General features: G+C 72.4%; 23 protein-coding genes. 15 read left to right on the top strand and 8 right to left on the bottom strand.

Features of this window, described 5'->3' with window-relative positions:
* Nucleotides 1-143: 143 nt before the first annotated feature.
* Nucleotides 144-872, bottom strand: coding sequence for a response regulator (locus tag ACQEUX_RS32965; protein ID WP_433057311.1), 729 nt, complete (start codon nt 870-872; stop codon nt 144-146).
* Nucleotides 851-2,110: a sensor histidine kinase gene (locus ACQEUX_RS32960; protein WP_433056736.1), complete on the bottom strand. Its 1,260-nt coding sequence runs from the start codon at nt 2,108-2,110 to the stop codon at nt 851-853. The genes ACQEUX_RS32965 and ACQEUX_RS32960 overlap by 22 nt, the downstream gene beginning before the upstream one ends.
* A 132-nt stretch (nt 2,111-2,242) precedes the next feature.
* Here ACQEUX_RS32960 and ACQEUX_RS32955 point away from each other — a divergent pair, with 132 nt between their 5' ends.
* The 5 genes from ACQEUX_RS32955 (at nt 2,243) to ACQEUX_RS32935 (ending at nt 5,891) form a co-directional block, all read left to right on the top strand.
* On the top strand, nt 2,243-3,139 hold the full coding sequence (locus tag ACQEUX_RS32955) for an ABC transporter ATP-binding protein (protein WP_433056734.1): 897 nt from the start codon (nt 2,243-2,245) through the stop codon (nt 3,137-3,139).
* Nucleotides 3,136-3,930 (top strand): ABC transporter permease, encoded by a 795-nt coding sequence (locus ACQEUX_RS32950; RefSeq protein WP_433056732.1) that lies wholly within the window; start codon nt 3,136-3,138, stop codon nt 3,928-3,930. Before ACQEUX_RS32955 ends, ACQEUX_RS32950 begins: the two co-directional genes overlap by 4 nt.
* A gap of 2 nt (nt 3,931-3,932) precedes the next feature.
* Nucleotides 3,933-4,682, top strand: coding sequence for a YqeB family protein (locus ACQEUX_RS32945; RefSeq protein WP_433056730.1), 750 nt, complete (start codon nt 3,933-3,935; stop codon nt 4,680-4,682).
* A gap of 32 nt (nt 4,683-4,714) precedes the next feature.
* A complete protein-coding gene (locus ACQEUX_RS32940; RefSeq protein ID WP_433056728.1) occupies nt 4,715-5,278 on the top strand; it encodes an SOUL family heme-binding protein in 564 nt (187 codons plus the stop codon).
* 73 nt (nt 5,279-5,351) lie between these two features.
* Nucleotides 5,352-5,891 (top strand): DUF1697 domain-containing protein, encoded by a 540-nt coding sequence (locus ACQEUX_RS32935; RefSeq protein WP_433056726.1) that lies wholly within the window; start codon nt 5,352-5,354, stop codon nt 5,889-5,891.
* 43 nt (nt 5,892-5,934) lie between these two features.
* On the opposite strand, the gene ACQEUX_RS32930 is transcribed toward ACQEUX_RS32935, so the two are convergent.
* On the bottom strand, nt 5,935-6,912 hold the full coding sequence (locus ACQEUX_RS32930; RefSeq protein ID WP_433056724.1) for an MBL fold metallo-hydrolase: 978 nt from the start codon (nt 6,910-6,912) through the stop codon (nt 5,935-5,937).
* A 154-nt stretch (nt 6,913-7,066) separates the two neighbouring features.
* The gene (locus tag ACQEUX_RS32925; protein ID WP_433056722.1) at nt 7,067-7,990 is read right to left on the bottom strand and encodes a serine hydrolase; all 924 of its coding nucleotides are present in this window, start codon (nt 7,988-7,990) and stop codon (nt 7,067-7,069) included.
* Nucleotides 7,991-8,042: 52 nt separating this feature from the next.
* On the opposite strand from ACQEUX_RS32925, the gene ACQEUX_RS32920 reads away from it, so the two are divergent.
* From ACQEUX_RS32920 to ACQEUX_RS32910, 3 genes are all read left to right on the top strand, one after another.
* On the top strand, nt 8,043-9,008 hold the full coding sequence (locus tag ACQEUX_RS32920) for a LysR family transcriptional regulator (protein ID WP_433056720.1): 966 nt from the start codon (nt 8,043-8,045) through the stop codon (nt 9,006-9,008).
* Nucleotides 9,009-9,108: 100 nt separating this feature from the next.
* On the top strand, nt 9,109-9,960 hold the full coding sequence (locus ACQEUX_RS32915; protein ID WP_433056718.1) for an aldo/keto reductase: 852 nt from the start codon (nt 9,109-9,111) through the stop codon (nt 9,958-9,960).
* A gap of 81 nt (nt 9,961-10,041) precedes the next feature.
* Nucleotides 10,042-10,737, top strand: coding sequence for a hypothetical protein (locus ACQEUX_RS32910; protein WP_433056716.1), 696 nt, complete (start codon nt 10,042-10,044; stop codon nt 10,735-10,737).
* A 66-nt stretch (nt 10,738-10,803) separates the two neighbouring features.
* On the opposite strand, the gene ACQEUX_RS32905 is transcribed toward ACQEUX_RS32910, so the two are convergent.
* Entirely contained in the window at nt 10,804-11,349 is a 546-nt protein-coding gene (locus tag ACQEUX_RS32905; RefSeq protein ID WP_433056714.1) for a nuclear transport factor 2 family protein, read from the bottom strand.
* 130 nt (nt 11,350-11,479) lie between these two features.
* Between ACQEUX_RS32905 and ACQEUX_RS32900 the strand changes: the two genes are divergently transcribed.
* The gene (locus tag ACQEUX_RS32900) at nt 11,480-12,514 is read left to right on the top strand and encodes a DUF5937 family protein (protein WP_433057309.1); all 1,035 of its coding nucleotides are present in this window, start codon (nt 11,480-11,482) and stop codon (nt 12,512-12,514) included.
* Here ACQEUX_RS32900 and ACQEUX_RS32895 read toward each other — a convergent pair.
* A complete protein-coding gene (locus ACQEUX_RS32895; protein ID WP_433056712.1) occupies nt 12,445-13,287 on the bottom strand; it encodes a helix-turn-helix transcriptional regulator in 843 nt (280 codons plus the stop codon). The two genes, ACQEUX_RS32900 and ACQEUX_RS32895, sit on opposite strands and share 70 nt — an antisense overlap.
* A 102-nt stretch (nt 13,288-13,389) precedes the next feature.
* Here ACQEUX_RS32895 and ACQEUX_RS32890 point away from each other — a divergent pair, with 102 nt between their 5' ends.
* Nucleotides 13,390-14,142 carry an SDR family oxidoreductase gene (locus ACQEUX_RS32890; protein ID WP_433056710.1) on the top strand — a complete coding sequence of 251 codons (753 nt, stop codon included), beginning with the start codon at nt 13,390-13,392 and terminating at the stop codon, nt 14,140-14,142.
* Between the two features lie 22 nt (nt 14,143-14,164).
* Here the strand turns inward: ACQEUX_RS32890 and ACQEUX_RS32885 are convergent, their stop codons facing one another.
* On the bottom strand, nt 14,165-14,677 hold the full coding sequence (locus ACQEUX_RS32885) for a GNAT family N-acetyltransferase (protein WP_433056708.1): 513 nt from the start codon (nt 14,675-14,677) through the stop codon (nt 14,165-14,167).
* Nucleotides 14,678-14,830: 153 nt separating this feature from the next.
* Here ACQEUX_RS32885 and ACQEUX_RS32880 point away from each other — a divergent pair, with 153 nt between their 5' ends.
* From ACQEUX_RS32880 to ACQEUX_RS32870, 3 genes are read left to right on the top strand one after another with little or no spacing between them, the layout of a single operon-like run.
* Nucleotides 14,831-15,385: an NADPH-dependent FMN reductase gene (locus ACQEUX_RS32880; protein WP_433056706.1), complete on the top strand. Its 555-nt coding sequence runs from the start codon at nt 14,831-14,833 to the stop codon at nt 15,383-15,385.
* 25 nt (nt 15,386-15,410) lie between these two features.
* Nucleotides 15,411-16,424: an ATP-binding cassette domain-containing protein gene (locus ACQEUX_RS32875; RefSeq protein WP_433056704.1), complete on the top strand. Its 1,014-nt coding sequence runs from the start codon at nt 15,411-15,413 to the stop codon at nt 16,422-16,424.
* The gene (locus ACQEUX_RS32870) at nt 16,421-17,278 is read left to right on the top strand and encodes an ABC transporter permease (RefSeq protein WP_433056702.1); all 858 of its coding nucleotides are present in this window, start codon (nt 16,421-16,423) and stop codon (nt 17,276-17,278) included. The genes ACQEUX_RS32875 and ACQEUX_RS32870 overlap by 4 nt, the downstream gene beginning before the upstream one ends.
* 73 nt (nt 17,279-17,351) lie before the next feature.
* Here the strand turns inward: ACQEUX_RS32870 and ACQEUX_RS32865 are convergent, their stop codons facing one another.
* Complete coding sequence (locus tag ACQEUX_RS32865; RefSeq protein ID WP_433056700.1) at nt 17,352-18,257, bottom strand: AraC family transcriptional regulator; 906 nt, start codon at nt 18,255-18,257, stop codon at nt 17,352-17,354.
* 156 nt (nt 18,258-18,413) lie between these two features.
* On the opposite strand from ACQEUX_RS32865, the gene ACQEUX_RS32860 reads away from it, so the two are divergent.
* Entirely contained in the window at nt 18,414-18,719 is a 306-nt protein-coding gene (locus tag ACQEUX_RS32860; protein WP_433056698.1) for a putative quinol monooxygenase, read from the top strand.
* A 50-nt stretch (nt 18,720-18,769) separates the two neighbouring features.
* Nucleotides 18,770-19,738, top strand: coding sequence for an alpha/beta hydrolase (locus ACQEUX_RS32855; protein WP_433056696.1), 969 nt, complete (start codon nt 18,770-18,772; stop codon nt 19,736-19,738).
* Nucleotides 19,739-19,771: the final 33 nt, after the last annotated feature.

The following is a 19,771-nucleotide window of genomic DNA, read 5'->3' as shown; positions in this document are numbered from 1 at the left end:
CAGATCCTCCGGCGACAAGCGCGGCGCCGCGTCCCGACCCAAGCGCGATCGACTCGAGGTCACTGATGTCGGCGTATCCCTGCGGCGCCCGACTTCGGCGAAACCGAGTCGATCAGCCAGATGCGCGCCGGCGCGGCCTCCCGTCAGACGAGGCCGGCGTCGTGCACGAGCAGCGCCACCTGGACCCGGTTGTTGAGGTCGAGCCGGGTCAGCAGCCGGGAGACGTACGCCTTCACCGTCGCCACACTCATGAACAACTCCCCCGCGATCTCCGCGTTGGTGTGGCCCCGCCCCAGCGCGACCGCCACCTGCCGCTCCCGCTCACTGAGCCCGGTGAGCTGCCGCAGCGCCCGCTCCCGGCGCGGGTCGGGGCCGACCGGGCCGGGGGCGGCGGCGGTCACGTGGGCGATCAGCGTCCGGGTGACCGTCGGGGAGAGCGTCGCCTCACCGGCCGCCACCCGGCGCACGGCGTGCACGATCTCCGCTGGCGGGGTGTCCTTGAGCAGGAAGCCGGCCGCCCCGGCGCGCAACGCCCGCAGCACCTGCTCGTCGGCGTCGAAGGTGGTCAGCACCAGCACCTCCGGCGGTCGCGGCTGGGCACGCAGCGCCTCGGTGGCGGTCAGCCCGTCGACCCGCGGCATCCGGATGTCCATCAGCACCACGTCCGGTGCGTACGCGGCGACCGCGGCCGGCACCTCACCGCCGTCGGCCGCCTCGCCGACCACGGTCAGGTCCGGCAGGCCGCCGAGGATCATCGAGAGCCCGGCCCGGACCAGCGCGTCGTCGTCCACGATCAGCACCCGCACCGGCGGTGCGGCCGACTCGGGACCGGCCGCACCGGAAGGCCCGGTCACGCCGGCCACGGCAGCCAGGCGGCCAGCCGGAAGTCACCGGTGTCGTCCCGACCGTAGGCGAGCCGGCCGCCGGCCAACGTGACCCGCTCGCTGATGCCGACCAGGCCGGTGCCGGCACCCGGCAGCGTGCCGCCGGGCGGCGAACCCACCGGCCAGCGGTTGCCGATCGCCACGGTCAGGCCGGTGCCCGGCCCGCCGGCCACGTCCACGGTGACCGCGGCGCCGGCCGCGTGCTTGCGGGCGTTGGTCAGCCCCTCCTGCACGATCCGGTACGCGGCCCGGCCGAGCGCCGCCGGCGCCTCCCCCGGCTTGGCGACGGTGTCGCTGACGTTCACCCGCACCCCGGCCGACCGCGACTCGGCGATCAGGGCCGGCAGGTCGGCGAGGGTGGGCTGCGGCGGCTCCGGGGCGTCGCCGTCGTCGTCGCCCTCGGCCCGGAGCACCCCGATCACCTCCCGCAGGTCCTGAAGGGCGGCGTGGGCACTGCCCCGGATCACCCCGGCCGCTCGGGCCACCTCGTCGGCGGGCGCGTCCGGGCGGAACTCCAGCGCGCCGGCGTGCAGGCTGAGCAGCGAGATCCGGTGGGCCAGCACGTCGTGCATCTCCCGGGCGATCCGCGTGCGTTCGAGGTGCCGGGCCTGAGCCACCCGGAGCTGCTGCTCCGCCTCGGCCCGCTCGGCCCGTTCCCGCAGCGACACGATCAACTGTCGCCGGGCCCGGACGAACATCCCCCAGGCCAGCACGGCGAGACTGATCACCACGCCCCACGCCACGTTGGCCCAGTACGGCAGGCCCGGCTCCGGGCGCAGCCAACTGAAGACCAGGTTGGTGGCCAGACCCACGCCGGTCACCGCCACCGCGACGGCCGTCCGCCGGTGCACCACCACGGTGAAGTAGAGGATCACCAGCGGGAAGGTCGAGGGCATCGAGAAGAGCGACAGCGGTGTGGTGGCGATCAACAGCCCGAGCGGCCACCGCCGGCGCAGCCAGAGCAGCCCGCAGCAGACCAGCCCGAGCAGCGCGTCCACGCCGGTCATCCAGTCGTGCGGCAGCGGGATGGTGACCGCCGGGTCGGGCGACAGGGCGTCCGCGGTGATGAACAGCACCCAGAGCACCGAGAGCAGGAAGGCCAGGGTGTCGACCGCCCAGTCCCGGGTGGTGCGGCGTGGCCGGCGGGCCGCCGCGTCCGGGCTGGTCGCGCCGGCCAACGCCCCGGGCAGCAGCCAGGGGTGTTCCGGCACGGCGAGGCTGGTCACGACGCCATGCTAGGCAGCCGACGGGCGCCACGACCAGCTACCAAAGTCGAGACCTGCCGGTCGACCAAGGTCGGTGTGGCATCGACCGGCAGCCGCAGCGGATGGCCGGGTGGCGCGGGCAGGCTCGACCGCATGATCACCGTGGAGAACCTCACCAAGCGATACGGGCCACACCCAGCTGTGGACGACGTGTCGTTCCAGTGCGAGCCGGGCACCGTCACCGGCTTCCTCGGCCCCAACGGCGCCGGCAAGTCCACCACCATGCGGATGATCTGCGGGCTCACCACACCGACCGCAGGCCGCACCACCGTCTCCGGGCGCCCGTACCGGGAACTGCCCAACCCGGGGCGGGAGGTCGGGGTGCTGCTGGACGCCTCCGCCCAGCACGCCGGGCGAACCGGACGGGAGGCGTTGACGCTGTCCGCGTACACCATGGGTCTGGACCGACGCGAGGTCGCCGCGAAGCTCGACCTGGTCGGGTTGAACGCGGTGGCGGCGAAGCGTCGGGTACGGGCGTACTCGCTGGGCATGCGCCAGCGGCTCGGCCTCGCGCAGGCGCTCCTGGGTGACCCCCGGGTGCTGATCCTCGACGAGCCGGCGAACGGCCTGGACCCGGAGGGGATCTTCTGGATGCGCGGCCTGCTGCGCGACTTCGCCGACCGGGGCGGCACGGTGCTGCTCTCCTCCCACCTGCTGCGCGAGGTGGAGGCGGTCGCGGACCGGCTGGTGGTTATCGGGGGCGGCCGGATCGTGGCCCAGGGCGACAAGTCCGAGTTGCTCGGCGGAGGCGGAACGCTCGTGCGGGCCCGCGACGACGCGGCGCTGCGTGGGGCGCTGGAGACAGCCGGCCTGACCGCCGCCGACAGCGCCGACGGCCTGCTGGTGCAGGCCGACGCCGAGGTGGTCGGCCAGGCCGCCGCGGACGCCGGCGTCGCGCTGGCCGAGCTGCGGCCCGCCGGCAGCGGCGGCCTCGAACAGCTCTTCCTCACCCTGACCGCCGGCGAATCCACCAAGGAGGCCGTCCGATGACCACCACCACCGCGCCCGCCGCCAGCACCGTCGCACCCCGGCACCACGCCCCGGTACGCGGCCCGTCGCTGCTCCGGCTCACCGCCGTCGAGCTGCGCAAGCTCGTCGACACCCGGGCCGGCCGCTGGCTGCTGATCAGCATCGGTCTGATCACCGCCGTGATCGTCACCCTGCAACTGATCTACGCGAAGGACGCCGACCAGACCTTCGCGAACTTCTTCATGCCCTCGCTGCTGCCGCTCGGCGTGCTGCTGCCGGTGCTGGGCATCCTGTCGATCACCAGTGAGTGGTCGCAGCGGACGGCGCTCAGCACGTACGCCCTGGTGCCCCGCCGGGAACGGGTCGTGGCCGCGAAGCTGATCGCCGTGGTGCTGACCGCGCTCGCCTCGGTACTGGCCAGCCTGGCCATCGCCGCCGTCGGAACCCTGGTGGCGGGCGCGACCGGCGGCGCCGGCACCTGGCGGATCGAAGGGGCCCTGATCGGGCACGCCGTCATCTTCCAGGTGGCGAACGTGCTGATGGGTGCGGGCTTCGGGCTGCTGCTGCTCAACCCGCCGCTGGCCATCGTCGGCTACCTGCTGCTGCCCACGCTCTGGTCGGTGCTCGGCGGGCTGATCCGGCCCCTGCGCGGCCCGGCCGGCTGGCTGGACACCGGCCGGACGATGGAGCCGCTCTTCACCAGCCACGTCACCGGCGAGCAGTGGGGCCGACTGGCGGTGTCCCTGCTGGTCTGGCTGGTCGTCCCGCTCGTCGCCGGCCTGGTCCGGACGCTGCGCCGCGAGGTGTCCTGAGCATGGCCGGCGACGGCTACGGCCCGCGCAGCGTCGTCACCGGCGGGCCGCTGGAGCTGGCGGTCCTGTGGGGCGGCTTCCCGCTGCTCGGCGCGGGAGCCGGCGGCCTGGTCGCGCTGCTGGCGGGCTGGGTGGCCGGGTTGCCGTGGGCGCCCCTGCAGTGGCTGTTCAACCTGCTGGACCGGCTGCCCCAGCAGCAGGCCGTCGGCGGCATGGCAGCGGTGGGGGCGCTGGCCGGTCTGGCGATCGCGGGTGCGGGCACCGCCGAACGGCTGGTCGTGACGGTCGACGCGGCACAGGTCCGGCTGCGCCGCTCCGACCAGGACCGGACCGTCGCACGGGTCGACACCCGGGTGGTGTTCCTCGCCGACGGGCACCTGGTGCTGCTCGACGGCGACGGTGCGGAACTGGTCCGGGAGTCGACAGACCTGCCGGCCGCCCGACTGGCTGAGGCGTTCCGCACGCACGGCTGGGGCTGGGCGGACGACGACCCGCACCGGTCGGCGTACCGGCTCTGGGTGCCCGACCTGCCCGGACTGCCCGCCGGCGCGGACGCGCTGCTGCGCGCCCGCGAGCGGGCGGTCCGGCGGGATCGCCGCGACGACGCCCGGGAGCTGCGCCGGGAGCTGGGCCTGCTCGGGGTGGTCCTGCGTGACGAGGGCAAACGGCAGTACTGGCGGTTGACCGCGCGGGCTGTCGCCCCTGGGTCGGAGCAGTCGACTTCGGCCGAGCGGGAGCCGGACGGGCGGTAGCGTCTGTCCCAGGAGATCCTGGGAGCCGCGCGATGACCGAACAGCAGCCGTACCGGGTGGTGTCCCGACACCCCGGCTTCGAGCTGCGTCGGTACCCGGCCCACCTGGTGGCCGAGATGCAGATCCAGGCGTCGTTCACCCGGGCGCCGATAGAGGCGTTCCGGCCGCTGGCCGCCTACATCGGGGGTGCCAACCGGGCCCGGCATCCGATCGGAACGGGCACGTCGGCGGCGTCGACGGTCGGCGGCGCGGAGAAGATCGCGATGACCGTGCCGGTGGTCCAGGTCGAGGGTGAGTGGCCGGGGGCGTACCTGATCCAGTTCGTCATGCCGGCCACCTTCACCACCGCCACCCTGCCCGAGCCGGTGGACGCCCGGGTGCGGATCCGCGAGGTTCCGGCACAACTGGCGGCGGCGACGCGCTTCTCCGGGCGGTGGACGGAGCAGGCGTTCAGCCAGAAGGCCACCATGCTCGGCCGGTCGGTCACCGCCGCCGGGCTGCAACCCACCGGCGCCATCCGGTACGCGCGCTTCGACCCGCCCTGGAAGCCGTGGTTCCTGCGGCGTAACGAGGTCGTGCTGCCGGTCGTGGACTGAGCTGACGGTGGTCGTTCATGGTTGGCCACGCCAGTACGCTGAGCGGATCGGCCGCGCGCCCCCTGGAGGAGCCATGACCCGGTACGTCGCCCTGCTGCGCGGGGTCAACGTCGGCACCACCCGGCTCGCGATGGCCGACCTGCGCCGGATCGTCACCGACCTCGGGCACGACGACGTCACGACGTACCTGCAGAGCGGCAACGTGGCCTTCGGCAGCACCGTGCGCGACGCGGAGAAGCTGGCCGCCGGGATCGAGCGGGCGCTCGCCGACGAGCTGGCGTTGACCGTGCCGGTGTTGGTGCGCAGCGGCCGGGAGCTGGCGGCGGTGGCCGGCGGCAACCCGTACGCCGATCGGGAGGACGACCCGACGAGGCTGCTGGTGGCCTTCCTCGCCACGGCACCCGAGCAGTCCACGGTGGATGCCCTCGCCGTGCCCGGCGGCGAGAACGTGTCGTTCACGGTGACCGGCCGGGAGGTCTTCCTGCACTTCGTCGACGGCGGTTACGGACGGTCCAAGTTCACCAACGCGTACCTGGAGAAGAAGCTTGGCGTGGTGGCCACCACGCGAAACTGGAAGTCGGTGCGGGCCCTGGCGGAGATGACCGCCGCCTGACCCCGGCGGGGGTCGCGGCCCTGCGACCCCCCACCGGTGCTGGTCAGAAGTGGTACGCGGTCTCGTACTCGGGCACGAGGACCCGGCTGCGCGGCGAGATCCGACGCACCGCGGCGATCATGTCGTCCAGCCGGACACGGTCAGCCGGGGCGACGACCGGCGGGTTCTGCAACCGGGTCTCGAAGTTGTCGTAGTGCACCGGCACCACGACCTTCGGGTAGTCGAGGCCGGCCAGCAGTCGGGGCAGGTAGTCGCCGGTGGTCGTGGCGCTCTGCACGGCCACCATCGCCACGTCCGGCGCCAGGCCGGTGAGGTTCCGCTCGGCCACGTCGCTGGCCCCGGTGAAGTAGACCGACGGGCCGCTCTCGACGCGCAGCAGATAGCCCAGCGTGTCCCCCTCCGGCAGGTCGCCGACGGTCGCTGGCAGCGCCGGCTGACTCACCCGCACCCCCGGGAAGGCCACCGCGTACGCCGCGTTGCGGCTGTGCAACGAGCTGACCACCTCGATGCTGTGGTCGCCGAAGTCCAGCACCTCGCCACCCTTGACGGCGCTGAGCTGCGCCGACGGCACCCCGTAGGCCAACCCGAGGTGGTACGCGGTGAGCGTGCCGAACACCCGCGCGCCGGTGCGGCCGGCGATGTACGGCACATCCATGAAGTGGTCCCAGTGGGTGTGCGTGACCAGCACCGTCGTGGCGCGATCGACGTGCGCGTCGATCACGTCGGTGCGCACGGTCAACGGAGTGGCCGTGTTGAAGGCGCCGGTGAACAGGCCGGTGTCGATCCGGCTGAGGAAGGGGTCGACCAGCACCGTCCGGTCCCCGATGTCGATGCGCCAGCCGGCCGTACCCCACCAGCGGAAGCTGACCGCGCCGCTGCGGCGGCTGGTCGGCGCGGAGGCGGCGGCCGCCGGTGCGGCCTGGGCCGGGGTGGCGGAGGTGGCGGCGAGGCCGCCCGTGGAGACGAGCGCGGTGGTGGCGGCGGCGTCGCGCAGGAAGCGGCGGCGGTCGAGGCTGGGCATGAAGGATCTACTCCCCGTGATCGGGCGACTGGTCGACAAAAGCCAATCAGCGCCACCCGGCCCAGGTCCAAGATCCAACACCGCCGGCTCCGATACGCGTCCGCATATCGGGCCCGCTCAGGGACGGTGTGAAGAGGCTCGGACGGGCGGAAAATCAGTCGCCACGCAGCGCCTCCACGGCCGTCCGAGCCGCGTGCCCGATCGCCACGTCCACGTCGATCCGGCGCGGCGTCAGCCGGTCGGCGCGGGCGAAGACGGCGATGGCGTACCGGCCGCCGTCGGGGTACTCGGCGACGCCGGCCTCCAGGTGCAGACCGGGCAGGGTGCCGGTCTTGCCGGACACCCGGACGCCCGGCGGGAAACCGGCGGCCAGCCGGGTCCAGAAGAGCTGCCGGGCCATCCAGGTGCGGACCATCGCGCACGCTTCGGGCGGCCCGGCCTCGTCCCGCCAGATCAGCGTGAGCAGCCGGGTGATCTCCCGGGCCGTGCTGGACGTGGTGCGCGACGGATCGAAGACCCGCATGGCCCAGACCCTCTCCGGCGGCAGGGTGGGGAAGATCCTGGCGAACTCCGCGTCGGTGCGCGCACCCACGTCGGCGAGCATCGCCTCGACGAGGTCCCGGGGGCCGCCGAGGACGCGGGTGCGGGTCAGCCCCAGCTCGGCGGCGAGCATCGGCAGCAGGTCCGGGCCGACCCGGCGCAGCAGCAGATCGGCGGCGGTGTTGTCGCTGACCGACATGGAGAAGTAGGCGAGGTCGCGCAGTGACACCTCGGCATCGTCGGTGCAGCCGGCCAGCCCCCAACCGCCGAGCCGGTCGGCGGCGGTGACCAGGATCCGCTCGGTCGGGTCCAGTTGGCCGGCGACGACCTGTCGGGCGAACTCCAGCACCAGCAGGATCTTGAAGATCGAGGCGATCACCACCTGCTCGTCGGCCCGCACCCCGACCCCCGGACCGCCGCCCGCCGGGCCGTCGGCGGGCTCGACGGTCAGGTCGACGGCGTCCAGGTCGACGGCGTGCAGGCTGGCGGTCACCCCGGCGCCGGCGAAGATGGTCTCGATGTGCTCCCCCACGTCCACCCAGGCACGGTATCCAGCGGCACGATGCCGGCGCTGGCGTAGGGTCCCGGCGGTGGACCTGCTCCGACACCTGCGACACTTCGTGGTCGTCGCCCACGAGCTGCACTTCGGGCGGGCCGCGGAGCTGCTCGGGATGGCCCAACCGCCGCTGAGCCAGTCGATCCAGCGGCTGGAACGGGAACTGACGGTCGAGCTGTTCGACCGGTCCCGCCGCCAGGTACGCCTCACCACCGCCGGTGAGCTGCTGCTCGGCGAGGCGGAGGAGTTGCTCGCCGGCGAGGGCCGGCTACGCAACCTGATGGGGCAGATCCGCGCGGGTGAGCTGGGCGTACTCCGGGCCGGGGTGCCGCCGGAGACGCCCGCGGTGACGCTGCGCGCGCTGCTGGACGGCCTCACCACCCGGGCACCCGGGCTGGACGTGGAGCTGCACGAGCTGACCACCGCCGAGCAGGTGCGGATGCTCGCCGAGCGGACCCTGGACGTGGGGCTGGTGCACCACCCGGTCGCGGCGGACGGGCTGCGCTTCGGCGCCCCGGTCGACGTACCCCTGGGGGTGCTCCTGCCGCGCACCTCGCCGCTGGCCCGCGGCCGTGAGGTGCCGCTCGCGTCGCTGGCCGGTCTGGACCTGGTGGCCGCGCCCCGGGCCACCGCGCCCGGCTGGCACGACCATGTGCTGGCGGTGTGCCACCGGCACGGTTGGCGGCCGGCGCGGGTCCGGCCGGCGCGCAACCCGGAGTTCCTCTTCGGGCTGGTGCTGGGTGGTGGCGCGGTGGCCGTGGAACCGGCGACGGTGGCACGACGGGAACCCCGGATAGCCTGGCGGCCGATCGCCGACGCACCACTCGCGAAGCGCACCTCGGCGGCCTGGCCGGACCGGTCGGCACACCCAGCCGCGTCGATGTTCGGGCAGCTCGCCGCCGAGGTGCTGACCGCCGCCGAGCCCGTGGCGCCCGCACCGGCCCCACCCTCGGTGCCGACGGCACGGCCCTGGCCGGTGCTGTTCGACACGACCGGGTGAACGGACCCGACGTTGCGCTCGTCACCCCGGGTTGAGCGGTGAATCGACCTCCCGCTCGGGTATGGATGACAGGCAACGAAGATGACGCGAAGGAGCCGCAGTGGCCAACACGATTCCCGACATCAGCCTGAACGACGGCACCACCATTCCGCAGCTCGGCTTCGGGGTGTTCCAGATCGAGCCGAAGGACACCGTCGCGGCGGTGACCACGGCGTTCGAGGCGGGCTACCGACACATCGACACCGCGGAGATGTACGGCAACGAGGCCGAGGTCGGCGAGGCGGTACGCGTCTCCGGCCTGGACCGGGGCGCGGTCTACGTGACCAGCAAGCTGAACAACAGCTTCCACCGCCCCGATGACGCGCGCAGGGCGTTCGACTCGACGCTCGCGGCGCTGAAGATGGACTACATCGACCTGTTCCTGATCCACTGGCCGCTGCCGACCCTCTACGACGGCGACTACGTTTCGACCTGGAAGGTGCTGGAGGAGTTCCAGCGCGACGGCCGCGCCCGCTCGATCGGTGTGTCGAACTTCCAGGTGTCGCACCTGCAGCGGCTGGCCGCCGAGGCGAACGTCGTGCCGTCGGTGAACCAGATCGAGGTGCACCCGTACTTCGGTAACGAGGAGGTCCGCGCCTACGGCCGCGAGCACAACATCCTCACCGAGGCGTGGTCACCCATCGCGCAGGGCAAGGTGCTGGACGACCCGACGGTGGTCGACATCGCCGAGCAGCTCGACCGGACCCCGGCACAGGTGGTGCTCCGCTGGCACGTGCAGCGCGGCGACATCATCTTCCCGAAGTCGACCACCCCGAAGCGGATCGAGGAGAACACTCGGATCTTCGACTTCGAGCTGGACGACACGGCGATGGAGCGGATCACCGCCCTGGACAAGGGCGAGGCCGGGCGGCAGGGCCCGAACCCGGACACCTTCGCCTACCTGCCGGCGTAACGCGACGGCCGACTTCGGCGCACATAGTGAAAGGGGGCCCAGCCGGGCCCCCTTTTTCGTGTGAAAGGACCGCCCCCGGCGATGTCGTTCCGCCGTACCATCCTGGCTCCGCTGTCGTTGCTCTTGCTCGCCTCGGCGGCCTGCGCCCCGAGCCAGGCCGCCGAGGTTCCCCGCTGGTCCGCGCCCCCGGTGTCGGCCTCACCGACCCCGCCGAAGCCGCGCCCGGCGCCCACCTCCATCGCCGAGGTCCGCAGCAGGGTGACCGGGGCGATGCTGAACCTGGACGCGACGTTCCACCCGGAGACCGCCCAGTACACCGACGAGAACACCGAGGCGTGGAAGCTCATCTCGTTGTGTTCGGCCAGCCTGCCGTCGGACATCAAACGCACCGCCTACCGCGAGCGGCTGTGGGACGGCGAGTCCGTGTGGATCCGGCAGTACGTGGTCGGTTACCTGAAGGTCCCCGGCCGCAAGCTCGCCGACGAGCTGCGATCCGTCCTCGCGACGTGCAAGGAGTACGTGGTTCCCGACGACGGGCGCACGTCGACGATCGTCCGGCCGTCTCCCCCGCCGGTGCCGAACGGCCCGGATGTGATCACTTTCTGCGAGCGGCTGGCGGGGAAGGCGATCCGGCACCAGTGCACGCTGGTCCTGGTGCGCGGCAACTTCGCCATGGAGGTGGACGCCTCGGCGACCAACGGTGACCTGGCGGCCGGCACCGCGCTGATCGCGAAGATCGCGCCGTTGGCGGTGGCCGCCTTCGAGAAGGCCGTCTGACCGCCGCCACGGGGCGGGCGCCGCTGCTGCCGCGCCCGCCCCTCCCCCGGATGGCGACCCCCCTGGTCAGATCCGGCCCACCGAGTCCTGGTTCTGCAGCACCAGCCACCGACCGTGCTGGTACGTGTAGCTGACCCCGATCAGCAGGGGCACCCGGGTGCCGGTGGCCGGCACCGCGTAGACGGAGTCGAACAGCACGAAGCCGGTCCGGCAGCCCACCACGGTCTGCTTGGCAACGCTGAACGACTGGGTCCAGGAGTCGTCGGCGAAGAACCCGCGCAACCAGTCCACGGTGGCCCGCTTGCCGTCCAGCACCTCCCCGTCGGAGGCGAAGACGCTGGTGACGTCGGGGTGCAGCAGCGCGGCGAAGCCGTCCAGGTCGCGCCGGGCGGTGGTCTCCACGTACGCCTGGACGGCGCGGTCGAAGGCGCGCGCGCAGCCGCGGGCCGCCGCGTCACCGGTCGTCGTGTCGTCGGTTGTCGTGTCGGTCGGGCCGGGGACGGCGGCCGACACCGCCGCGGGCGCCACGGCCAGCAGGCCGGCGGTGAGCCCGACCAGGGCGATCGTGCGGCCGAGCCGGCCGGCGGGGCGGGCGGAGGCGGGTGGGCGCATCGGCTTCTCCTCAGGACGAGTGGTTGTGCCGTCGCAGCCAACCTGGTCCGCCGAGCCACCGGGTAGTGATTCGAGCCAGCTCGAATGCGGACTGCACGTCGGTGCCTCCGCTTGTACGATCCGCGCTGTGATGGTCGCGCATCTGGACGGCCCGAGCCTCGCCCGGCTTCGGCTGGCGATCTCGCCGGCCGCGGAGGTGACATCCTGGCTGCGGGCCGCGCTCTCGCGCTTCGGGCATCCGGTGCACGGCGATCCCGGCCCGGCCGCCCGCGCCGCGCTGCGGCACCCCGACGTGGCCCTGGTCGCGGAGCTGGTGACGCCGCCCGGCCGGCTCGGCTACACGCCGGACCTGCTCACGCCGAAGCCGCCGCTGGGCCCGCTCGACGCGGCCTTCGACCAGCAGTTGGCGGCCATGGCGGCCACCCCCGCCGACGAGGTGGCAGTGCAGGTGAACGAACGTTTCCCGGCCGGTGGAATGCCGGCGCGGGTCCGGGCGGCGGTCGAGGACGGCACCCTGGCCCGGCGGGTCACCGACGGGCTGCGGCACTTCTGGCAGGCCGCGCTCGCGGAGCAGTGGCCGGCGGTGCGGGCCACGCTGGAGGCCGAACTGGCCGTACGGGCCACCGCGATGGCCACCGCCGGGGTGGGCAGCATGCTCAACAGCCTGCACCCGAAGATCGGCTGGACCGGCAGGTCGCTGACCATCGACAGCTCGTACCGGATCACCACGGCGCTGACCGGCGCGGAGCTGGTGCTCGCGCCGTCGGCGCTGGCCTGGCCTCAGCTGTCCACCCAGCTCTGCGACGAGGGCAACGCCGTGCTGGTCTATCCGGTCGGCGCCGGGCCGGCGGAGCAGCACCGGGCGGGCCGGCTCGGTGACCTGGTCGGTGCGAGCCGGGCGGCGATCCTGGCGGACCTGGACGTGCCCCGGTCCACCGGGCAGCTCAGCGAGCGGCACCGGCTGGCACCGGCCACCGTCTCCTACCACCTGGGGGTGCTGCTGCGCTCCGGCCTGGTGGTGCGCACCCGGGAGCGGCACAGCGTGCTCTACCGGCGGTCCGACCACGGGGACGGGCTGGTCGGCTGCCGGTCAGGTCAGGAAGCGACGCGCTCGGCGATCCGGCGGAACGCCGCCTGGGTCGGCGAGCCGGGCTCGGGGACGTAGACGATCATCCGCTGGTCGGTCTCCGGTACCAGCAACACACGGCACTCGAACTCCAACGGCCCCAGGTCCGGGTGCGGCACCCGCTTGACGGTGGGGCGGCGTTCCTCGACGTCGTGCTCGGCCCAGAGCTGGGCGAACCGGGGCGCGGTGCCGAGCAGCTCGGTCACCAGCTCACGGATCGCCGGGTCGGCCGGGTAACGGCCGTAGGCGGCCCGCAGGTCCGCCACGGTGCCGCGGACGAACCGGAGTGTTTCGGCGTCGGTCCAGTGGGCGCTGGTCACCGGCTGCCGAAACATCCAGCGGATCATGTTGCGGTCCGTGTCCGGCACGGCCGCGAGATCCCCCACGAAGTACGTGGCCAGCCGGTTCCAGGCCAGCACCTGGTACGCGGCGTCGACGAGGTACGCCGGGGTCTCGGTCATCGCGTCGATCAGGTGCCGCAACCCGGGTGGCACCACCCGGCTCGGCCCGCCGGACGGCGGCGCGGTCTCCCCGGCGACCCGGAACAGGTACTCCCGCTCGTCCCGGCTCAGCAGCAGCGCCCGGGCCATCGAGGCGAGCACCTGCCGGGACGGGTGCGGCCCACGGCCCTGCTCCAACCGGATGTAGTAGTCGATCGACATCCCGGCGAGCTGGGCCACCTCCTGCCGGCGCAGCCCCGGGGTGCGTCGGCGTTCGCCCTCGGGGAGCCCGACCTCGGCGGGGCGCAGCCGGGCGCGGCGGGTGCGCAGGAACGCCGCCAGTTCGTCACGCCGCAGGCCGCTGCTCGTCATACCTCCAGCATGCTCCGGACGAAGCCGGCGAGGGTGGTACCGCCGGTCCCAGCCTCGGCTGGTCTCTCCCCCGGGGGCGCCCACCGGGACAGGCTCGACGGCATGACGAACATGACCGCCCTGATCACCGGGGCCAACAAGGGGATCGGCCTCGCCACCGCCCGACAGCTCGGCAGCCTCGGGATGACCGTGCTGGTGGGCGCACGGAACGCCGAGCGGGGTCGGGCCGCCGAGCGGGAGCTGTGCGACGGCGGGGCGGACGCCCGGTTCGTGCCGCTGGACGTGACCGACGCCGAATCGGTGGCCGCCGCCGCGAAGCTGGTGGAGTCGGAGTACGGCCGGCTGGACGTGCTGGTCAACAACGCCGGCATCTTCCTCGGCGACGGTACGCGGGCGCTGCCCAGCGAGACGACCCTGGCGACACTGCGCCGGGTGTTCGAGACGAACGTGTTCGGGGTGGCGGCGGTGACCAACGCGCTGCTGCCGCTACTGCTCCGGGCACCGGCGGCACGGATCGTCAACGTCTCCAGCGAGGTCGGCTCGATCGCGGTGATGACCGACCCGGACGGCGCGCTGTTCGAGCTGGCCTCGGTGCCGTACCCGTCGTCGAAGGCGGCGCTGAACATGCTCACCGCGATGTACGCCAAGGAGTTGCGGGACACCCCGATCAAGGTGAACGCGGCGAACCCGGGCTACTGCGCCACCGACTTCAACGGCAACAGCGGCTTCCGCACCGCCGAGCAGGGTGCCGAGGTGAGCGTGCACCTGGCGACGCTGCCGGCCGACGGGCCGAGCGGGTTGCTCTGGGGCTTCCAGATGGACGCCGGTGGCGGGTACGGGGTGCTGCCCTGGTGAACGCTTGACCGCCCCGCCGGCGTCAGCCCGTCGGCGGGGCGGTCAGGTCGAGCTGCCAGTCGTTGGCGCGCATCAGGTGCCCTGGCGGGTATTCGAAGCCGGTCTCGCCCAGCAGGGTGAAGCCGGCCTTGCGGCAGACCGCGTTCGAGGCGGGGTTGTCGACCGAGGGGTAGGCGTGCGCGTAGCGGCGGGTCCGCCGGGCTCGGGCCACGTCGACGACCGCGAGCACCGCGGCGGTGGCCAGCCCCTGCCCCCGGTACGCGGGCAGCACCGCCCAGCCCATCTCGTACACCGGCTGCTCGCGCCACTCCCGGGCCCAGTAGCCGACACTGCCCGCCCGCGCCCCGTCCGGCAGCACCAGGGTGAACATGCAGCCCCGCCCGTCATCGGCGAAGTGCACGTACCGCTCGTGCCGGGCGAGCACCTGCTCGTCGGTCTCCGGGCCGCCGGTGTGCCTGCGCGTGTCCGGTGAGTTGAGCTGCCGCAGCAGGTCGAGGTCGTCCTCGCGCCACGGCTCGATGCGTACCTGTGCCATCCCGCCCCCGTTCCTCGGCCCCAGTCAAGCCGATGCCACCGACATCGCGTCCGGCGAAACGCCGCAGGCACGGGCCGCTAGTTCCGATCTAGCGGCCCGCCGGCCGCCGTCTCGCGCCTGACTGGTGGGACACCGAGGCCGGGAGGGGAGACGATGACGCCGCTCAGGATCGCCGTGATCATCGGTAGCACCCGGGAGGGACGCGCCGGCGACGGGGTCGCCCGCTGGTTCGTCGACCTGGCCACACGGCACGACGACCTCACGGTGACGGTCGTTGACCTCACCGAGTACGACTTCCCGGCCAGCTATCCCGCCGAGCCGACCACGTCCATCCGGGCGTTCGTCCGCGAGGTGGGCAGAGCGGACGCGTTCGTCGTGGTCACCCCCGAGTACAACCACAGCTTCCCGGCACCCTTGAAACAGGCCATCGACTACGCGTATGACGAGTGGCAGGCCAAGCCGGTCGGTTTCGTGTCGTACGGCTGCCGGTCCACCGGACTGCACGCGGTCGACCAACTGCGCACGGTCTTCACCGCACTGCACGCGATGACGGTGCGCGACGTCGTCGGGATCGACCTGCTCGCCGATGAGCCGACACCACAGTGCGCCGACGAGCTGCACCGGGACGCCAGTGTCCTGCTCGACCAGCTCCGCTGGTGGGGCCTGGCGTTACGCGACGGCCGCGCGGCGCGCCCCTATGTCTCCTGAACACGCCCGACGAAAGGTAAGGATCATGAATAGACGCAGCACCGGCCTGGCCATCGAGGCCGAAGGGCTCACCCGCTCGTTCGGGGAGACCCGGGCGCTGGCCGGCATCGACCTGCAGGTGCCCGCCGGCACCGTCTACGGCCTGCTCGGCCCGAACGGGGCGGGCAAGACGACCGCTGTCCGGGTGCTCGCGACATTGCTGCGGCCCGACGGCGGCTCGGCGCGGGTCTTCGGGCACGACGTGGTCACCGAGGCCGACAAGGTCCGCTCCAGGGTCAGTCTCACCGGCCAGTACGCCTCGGTCGACGAGGACCTGACCGGTACGGAGAACCTGGTGCTCCTCGCCCGCCTGCTCGGCCTGCCCAAGCCGGCCGCCCGTGAGCGCGCGGCGGCCCTGCTGGCCGCGTTCGGTCTGACCGAGGCGAGCGACCGCCAGGTGAAGAAGTACTCGGGTGGGATGCGGCGGCGCATCGACATCGCCGCCAGCATCCTCAACACCCCCGATCTGCTCTTCCTCGACGAGCCGACGACCGGCCTCGACCCGCGCAGCCGCAACCAGGTGTGGGAGATCGTCCGGGCGGTGGTGTCGCACGGCACGACGGTGCTGTTGACCACGCAGTACCTGGACGAGGCCGACCAGCTCGCCGGGCGGATCGCGGTCGTCGACCACGGCCGGGTGATCGCGGAGGGCACCCCGGGTGAGCTGAAGTCGTCGATCGGCTCCGGCACCGTCCACCTGCGACTGCGCGATGCGGGGCAGCGGCCCGAGGCGGAGAAGGTGCTTCGGGAGGCGCTCAACGTACCGGTGCAGCTCGCCGCCGATCCGATGGCGTTGACCGCCCGGGTCGGTGAGGCCGGCACCGACCTCGACGCCAGTACCCAGGCCGCTCGCCTGCTCGGCGACCTGGCCCGCGCCGGCATCGTCGTCGACAACTTCTCCCTCGGCCAGCCGAGCCTGGACGAGGTCTTCCTGGCCCTGACCGACCACCCCGCCGTTCCGGCCGACGAGCGCGACGACGAGCTGGAGGCAGCCCGATGAGCAACGCCGCGAGCACCACGACCGAACGGGCCCCGTCCGTCTACGTACCGTCCGCCGAGGCGTTGGCGACCGTGCTCGCGCCCGGTTCCCGACCGCCTCGACCGAGCGCACTGGGCGCGTCGCTCACCTTCGGCTGGCGGGCCATGCTGAAGATCAAGCACGTGCCGGAACAGCTCTTCGACGTGACCGCGTTCCCGATCATCATGGTGCTGATGTTCACGTACCTGTTCGGTGGTGCCCTCGCCGGCAGCCCGCGCGAATACCTGCAGTTCTTCCTGCCCGGCATCATGGTCACCAGCGTCGTGATGATCACCATGTACACCGGAATCGGTCTCAACACCGACATCGAGAAGGGCATCTTCGACCGGTTCCGGACGCTGCCCGTCTGGCGACCGGCCGCCCTGGTCGGCATGATCTTCGGCGACGTGCTGCGCTACATCCTCGCCGCCCTGGTCATCCTGGGCCTGGGGCTGGTGCTCGGGTTCCGGCCCGCCGGCGGGGTGGTCGGTGTTGCCACCGGGATCGGGCTGCTGGTGGTCTTCTCGTTCGCGTTCTCCTGGGTGTGGACGTTCTTCGGGCTGATCCTGCGCAGCGAGAAGTCGGTGATGGGGGTCAGCATGATGGTGCTGTTCCCGCTGACGTTCCTCAGCAACGTCTTCGTGGAGCCGAGCACCATGCCCGGCTGGCTCCAGGCGTTCGTGAAGGTCAACCCGGTGACGCAACTGGTGGCCGCGATCCGCGGGGCGATGAGCGGCGAGTCGGACCCGTCGGCCACGATGTGGCTGCTGCTGTGGAGCGCCGGGTTCGTGGTCGTCTTCGGCACGCTCACCATGTACCGGTACAACCGACGCTGACCCTGATCCGACCGACGGGCGCCGCCACGGCTGTGGCGGCGCCCGTCGCGCAGGTGGGGGTGGACGCCGGCGGTCAGACGACCGCCGGCACATCGGCTCGGGTGATCCCCCGTAGCCGGGCGGTGTCCTGGCTGGGCGGCGCGCCGAACTGGCGGCGATATTCACGGCTGAACTGCGACGGGCTCTCGTAGCCGACGCGGACGCCCACCCCGGTGATGTCGTTGGGGTGGGTGGCGAGAAGGAGTCGCGCCTCCTGCAACCGGATCTGCTTCTGGAACTGGATCGGGCTCATCGCGGTCACCGCCTGGAAGTTGCGATAGAACGCCGACACGCTCATGCCGGACAGGCGGGCCAGATCCTCCACCCGGAACGACTGCGCGTAGTGGTCGCGGATCCATCGCACCGCCCGGGCGACGTGACTGAGGCTGCTGTCAGCCAGACCGAGCTGCCGGACGGCGGCACCCTGTTCCCCGGTGAGTAGCCGCCACAGGATCTCCCGTTTGATCAGGGGCGCGAGCACCGTGACGTCCCGGGGCCGGTCCAGCAGGCGAAGCAGTCGGATCACCGCGTCGCAGAGCTCGTCGGGAGCGTCGCTGACCACCATCCCTGACGGCGTCCCGCCGGGCAGCGGCGGCAGATCGCCCGGCGCCGCCTGCAACAGCAGCTCCGCGACCGTGGCCGGGTGCAGCAGCAGCCCGAATCCCAGGGCCGGCGAGTCGGCACTGGCCTGGGTGAAATGGCCGGTGACCGGCAGGTCGACCGACGCGACAAGGTACTGGCCGGCCCGGTACTCGTACACGCGGTCGCCCAGTGCCATCTGCTTGGCGCCCTGAGCGATGAGCGCGAGCACGGTGCCCGACATCGACGTGGTCGGTGTCGTCTGACGCTCGACCTTCGAGATCAGCACGCCGTCGATGACGGTGCTCATGTCCGGCCGGGCGTGGCGAGCCAACAACGCCCGCAGCTCGTCAAGGTTCACGACCCGATTCAAGCACAAGCCCGATAGTCGTGACAACGAGAGGATCAGGCAAGGGTCGGCGAGCATCTGTCTAACGAATCCGCTGGTGGCGATGCTTCCATTGGAGTGTCAGTTTCCCGGAGAGCACAGCACAGCTCGACGATGAGGAGTCACTTCATGACCGTCCACCACGGCTTCCAGGCCACCATGACCGCCCAGCCGGGAAAGGCCGACGAACTGGTCGAGCTGTTGCTCGACGCGCCGTCCCTACCGCACGACGACTGCGTCGTCTTCCTCGTCTCCCGCTCGGCCTCCGACCCCGACGTCGTGCACGTCATCGAGGGCTGGACCAGCGCCGAGGCGCACAGCGCGTTCTTCGCCGGCGAGCCGGCACAGGCCCTGGTCGCGAAGCTTCAGCCGCTGCTGGCCGGCGACTCGACGTACACCGACGCGGTGCCGGTTGGCGGCAAGGCCACCTTCTGAAACCGGCGACCGCACCCGTCACCCCGACCCGTGTCAGCGAAAGGATCCTGATGAACTCCCCCCGACCGGGCATCGACCCCGAGTTGCTCGTACCCCTTGCCGAACTGCCGCCCATGCCGCCCCTCGGCCCCGAGGTGATCGATCAGCTGCGCCACTTCCCACAGCCGTCGATCGAGACCCACCTGGAAGGCCGCGCGGTCGAGCGGCGCGAGGTCACCGTTCCCGCCGGTGACGGAACCCCGATCCCGCTGTCCATCCTCAGCCCCACCGACCGTGCCGCCGGAGCGCCCTGCGTCTACTGGATCCACGGCGGCGGGATGATGTGGGGCGACCGCTTCTCGAACATCGACATCCCGCTGGAATGGCTCGACCGGTTCGGCGCCGTCGTGATCTCCGTGGACTACCGGCTGGCCCCGGAGGTCACCGGCACGACCCTGGTCGACGACTGCTACCACGGCCTGCGCTGGGTGGCCGAGAACGCCACGGACCTCGACATCGATCCCGCCCGCATCGTCGTAGCCGGTGCCAGCGCCGGAGGTGGCCTGGCGGCGGGGGTCACGCTCATGGCGCGCGACCTCGGCACCCCGACCATCGCCGCCCAGTTGCTGTCCTGCCCCATGCTGGACCACCGCAACAACACCACCTCCAGCCTCCAGTACAGCGGGCTGGACGGCGTCTGGACCCGGGAGATGAACGCGTTCGGATGGCGCAGCGTCCTCGGCGAGCACACCGGCGAGAGCGTCTCCGCGTACGTCTCGCCCGCACTGGCCGACGACCTGTCCGGCCTGCCGACGACCTACATCGACGCCGGCACCGCCGAGGTCTTCCGCGACGAGGACGTCAGCTACGCGTCCCGGATCTGGGCGGCCGGTGGCCAGGCCGAGTTGCACCTGTGGGCCGGCGGATTCCACGGCTTCTCGGCGCTGTTTCCCCACGTCCGCGTCTCGGACGCGGCACGGCGCACCCAATCCGACTGGCTGGCCCGGGTCCTGGAGCCCAACTCCGACCTCAAGGACTGAGCCGGACCCACGGCCGGCGTCGATCGGGAGTCG

Source organism: Micromonospora sp. CA-259024 (assembly GCF_050936255.1).
Lineage (GTDB): Bacteria > Actinomycetota > Actinomycetes > Mycobacteriales > Micromonosporaceae > Micromonospora.
The sequence above is the reverse complement of the archived record's forward strand: the minus strand, read 5'-3'. Positions and strand labels throughout refer to the sequence as shown.

Excerpts from the sequence above, each read along its gene's own strand:
- ACQEUX_RS32955 (WP_433056734.1), top strand. The coding sequence starts at position 2,243 with ATGATCACCGTGGAGAACCTCACCAAGCGATACGGGCCACACCCAGCT.
- ACQEUX_RS32950 (WP_433056732.1), top strand. The coding sequence starts at position 3,136 with ATGACCACCACCACCGCGCCCGCCGCCAGCACCGTCGCACCCCGGCAC.
- ACQEUX_RS32945 (WP_433056730.1), top strand. The coding sequence starts at position 3,933 with ATGGCCGGCGACGGCTACGGCCCGCGCAGCGTCGTCACCGGCGGGCCG.
- ACQEUX_RS32940 (WP_433056728.1), top strand. The coding sequence starts at position 4,715 with ATGACCGAACAGCAGCCGTACCGGGTGGTGTCCCGACACCCCGGCTTC.
- ACQEUX_RS32935 (WP_433056726.1), top strand. The coding sequence starts at position 5,352 with ATGACCCGGTACGTCGCCCTGCTGCGCGGGGTCAACGTCGGCACCACC.
- ACQEUX_RS32930 (WP_433056724.1), bottom strand. The coding sequence starts at position 6,912 with ATGCCCAGCCTCGACCGCCGCCGCTTCCTGCGCGACGCCGCCGCCACC.
- ACQEUX_RS32910 (WP_433056716.1), top strand. The coding sequence starts at position 10,042 with ATGTCGTTCCGCCGTACCATCCTGGCTCCGCTGTCGTTGCTCTTGCTC.
- ACQEUX_RS32905 (WP_433056714.1), bottom strand. The coding sequence starts at position 11,349 with ATGCGCCCACCCGCCTCCGCCCGCCCCGCCGGCCGGCTCGGCCGCACG.
- ACQEUX_RS32900 (WP_433057309.1), top strand. The coding sequence starts at position 11,480 with ATGGTCGCGCATCTGGACGGCCCGAGCCTCGCCCGGCTTCGGCTGGCG.
- ACQEUX_RS32895 (WP_433056712.1), bottom strand. The coding sequence starts at position 13,287 with ATGACGAGCAGCGGCCTGCGGCGTGACGAACTGGCGGCGTTCCTGCGC.
- ACQEUX_RS32890 (WP_433056710.1), top strand. The coding sequence starts at position 13,390 with ATGACGAACATGACCGCCCTGATCACCGGGGCCAACAAGGGGATCGGC.
- ACQEUX_RS32885 (WP_433056708.1), bottom strand. The coding sequence starts at position 14,677 with ATGGCACAGGTACGCATCGAGCCGTGGCGCGAGGACGACCTCGACCTG.
- ACQEUX_RS32880 (WP_433056706.1), top strand. The coding sequence starts at position 14,831 with ATGACGCCGCTCAGGATCGCCGTGATCATCGGTAGCACCCGGGAGGGA.
- ACQEUX_RS32875 (WP_433056704.1), top strand. The coding sequence starts at position 15,411 with ATGAATAGACGCAGCACCGGCCTGGCCATCGAGGCCGAAGGGCTCACC.
- ACQEUX_RS32870 (WP_433056702.1), top strand. The coding sequence starts at position 16,421 with ATGAGCAACGCCGCGAGCACCACGACCGAACGGGCCCCGTCCGTCTAC.
- ACQEUX_RS32860 (WP_433056698.1), top strand. The coding sequence starts at position 18,414 with ATGACCGTCCACCACGGCTTCCAGGCCACCATGACCGCCCAGCCGGGA.
- ACQEUX_RS32855 (WP_433056696.1), top strand. The coding sequence starts at position 18,770 with ATGAACTCCCCCCGACCGGGCATCGACCCCGAGTTGCTCGTACCCCTT.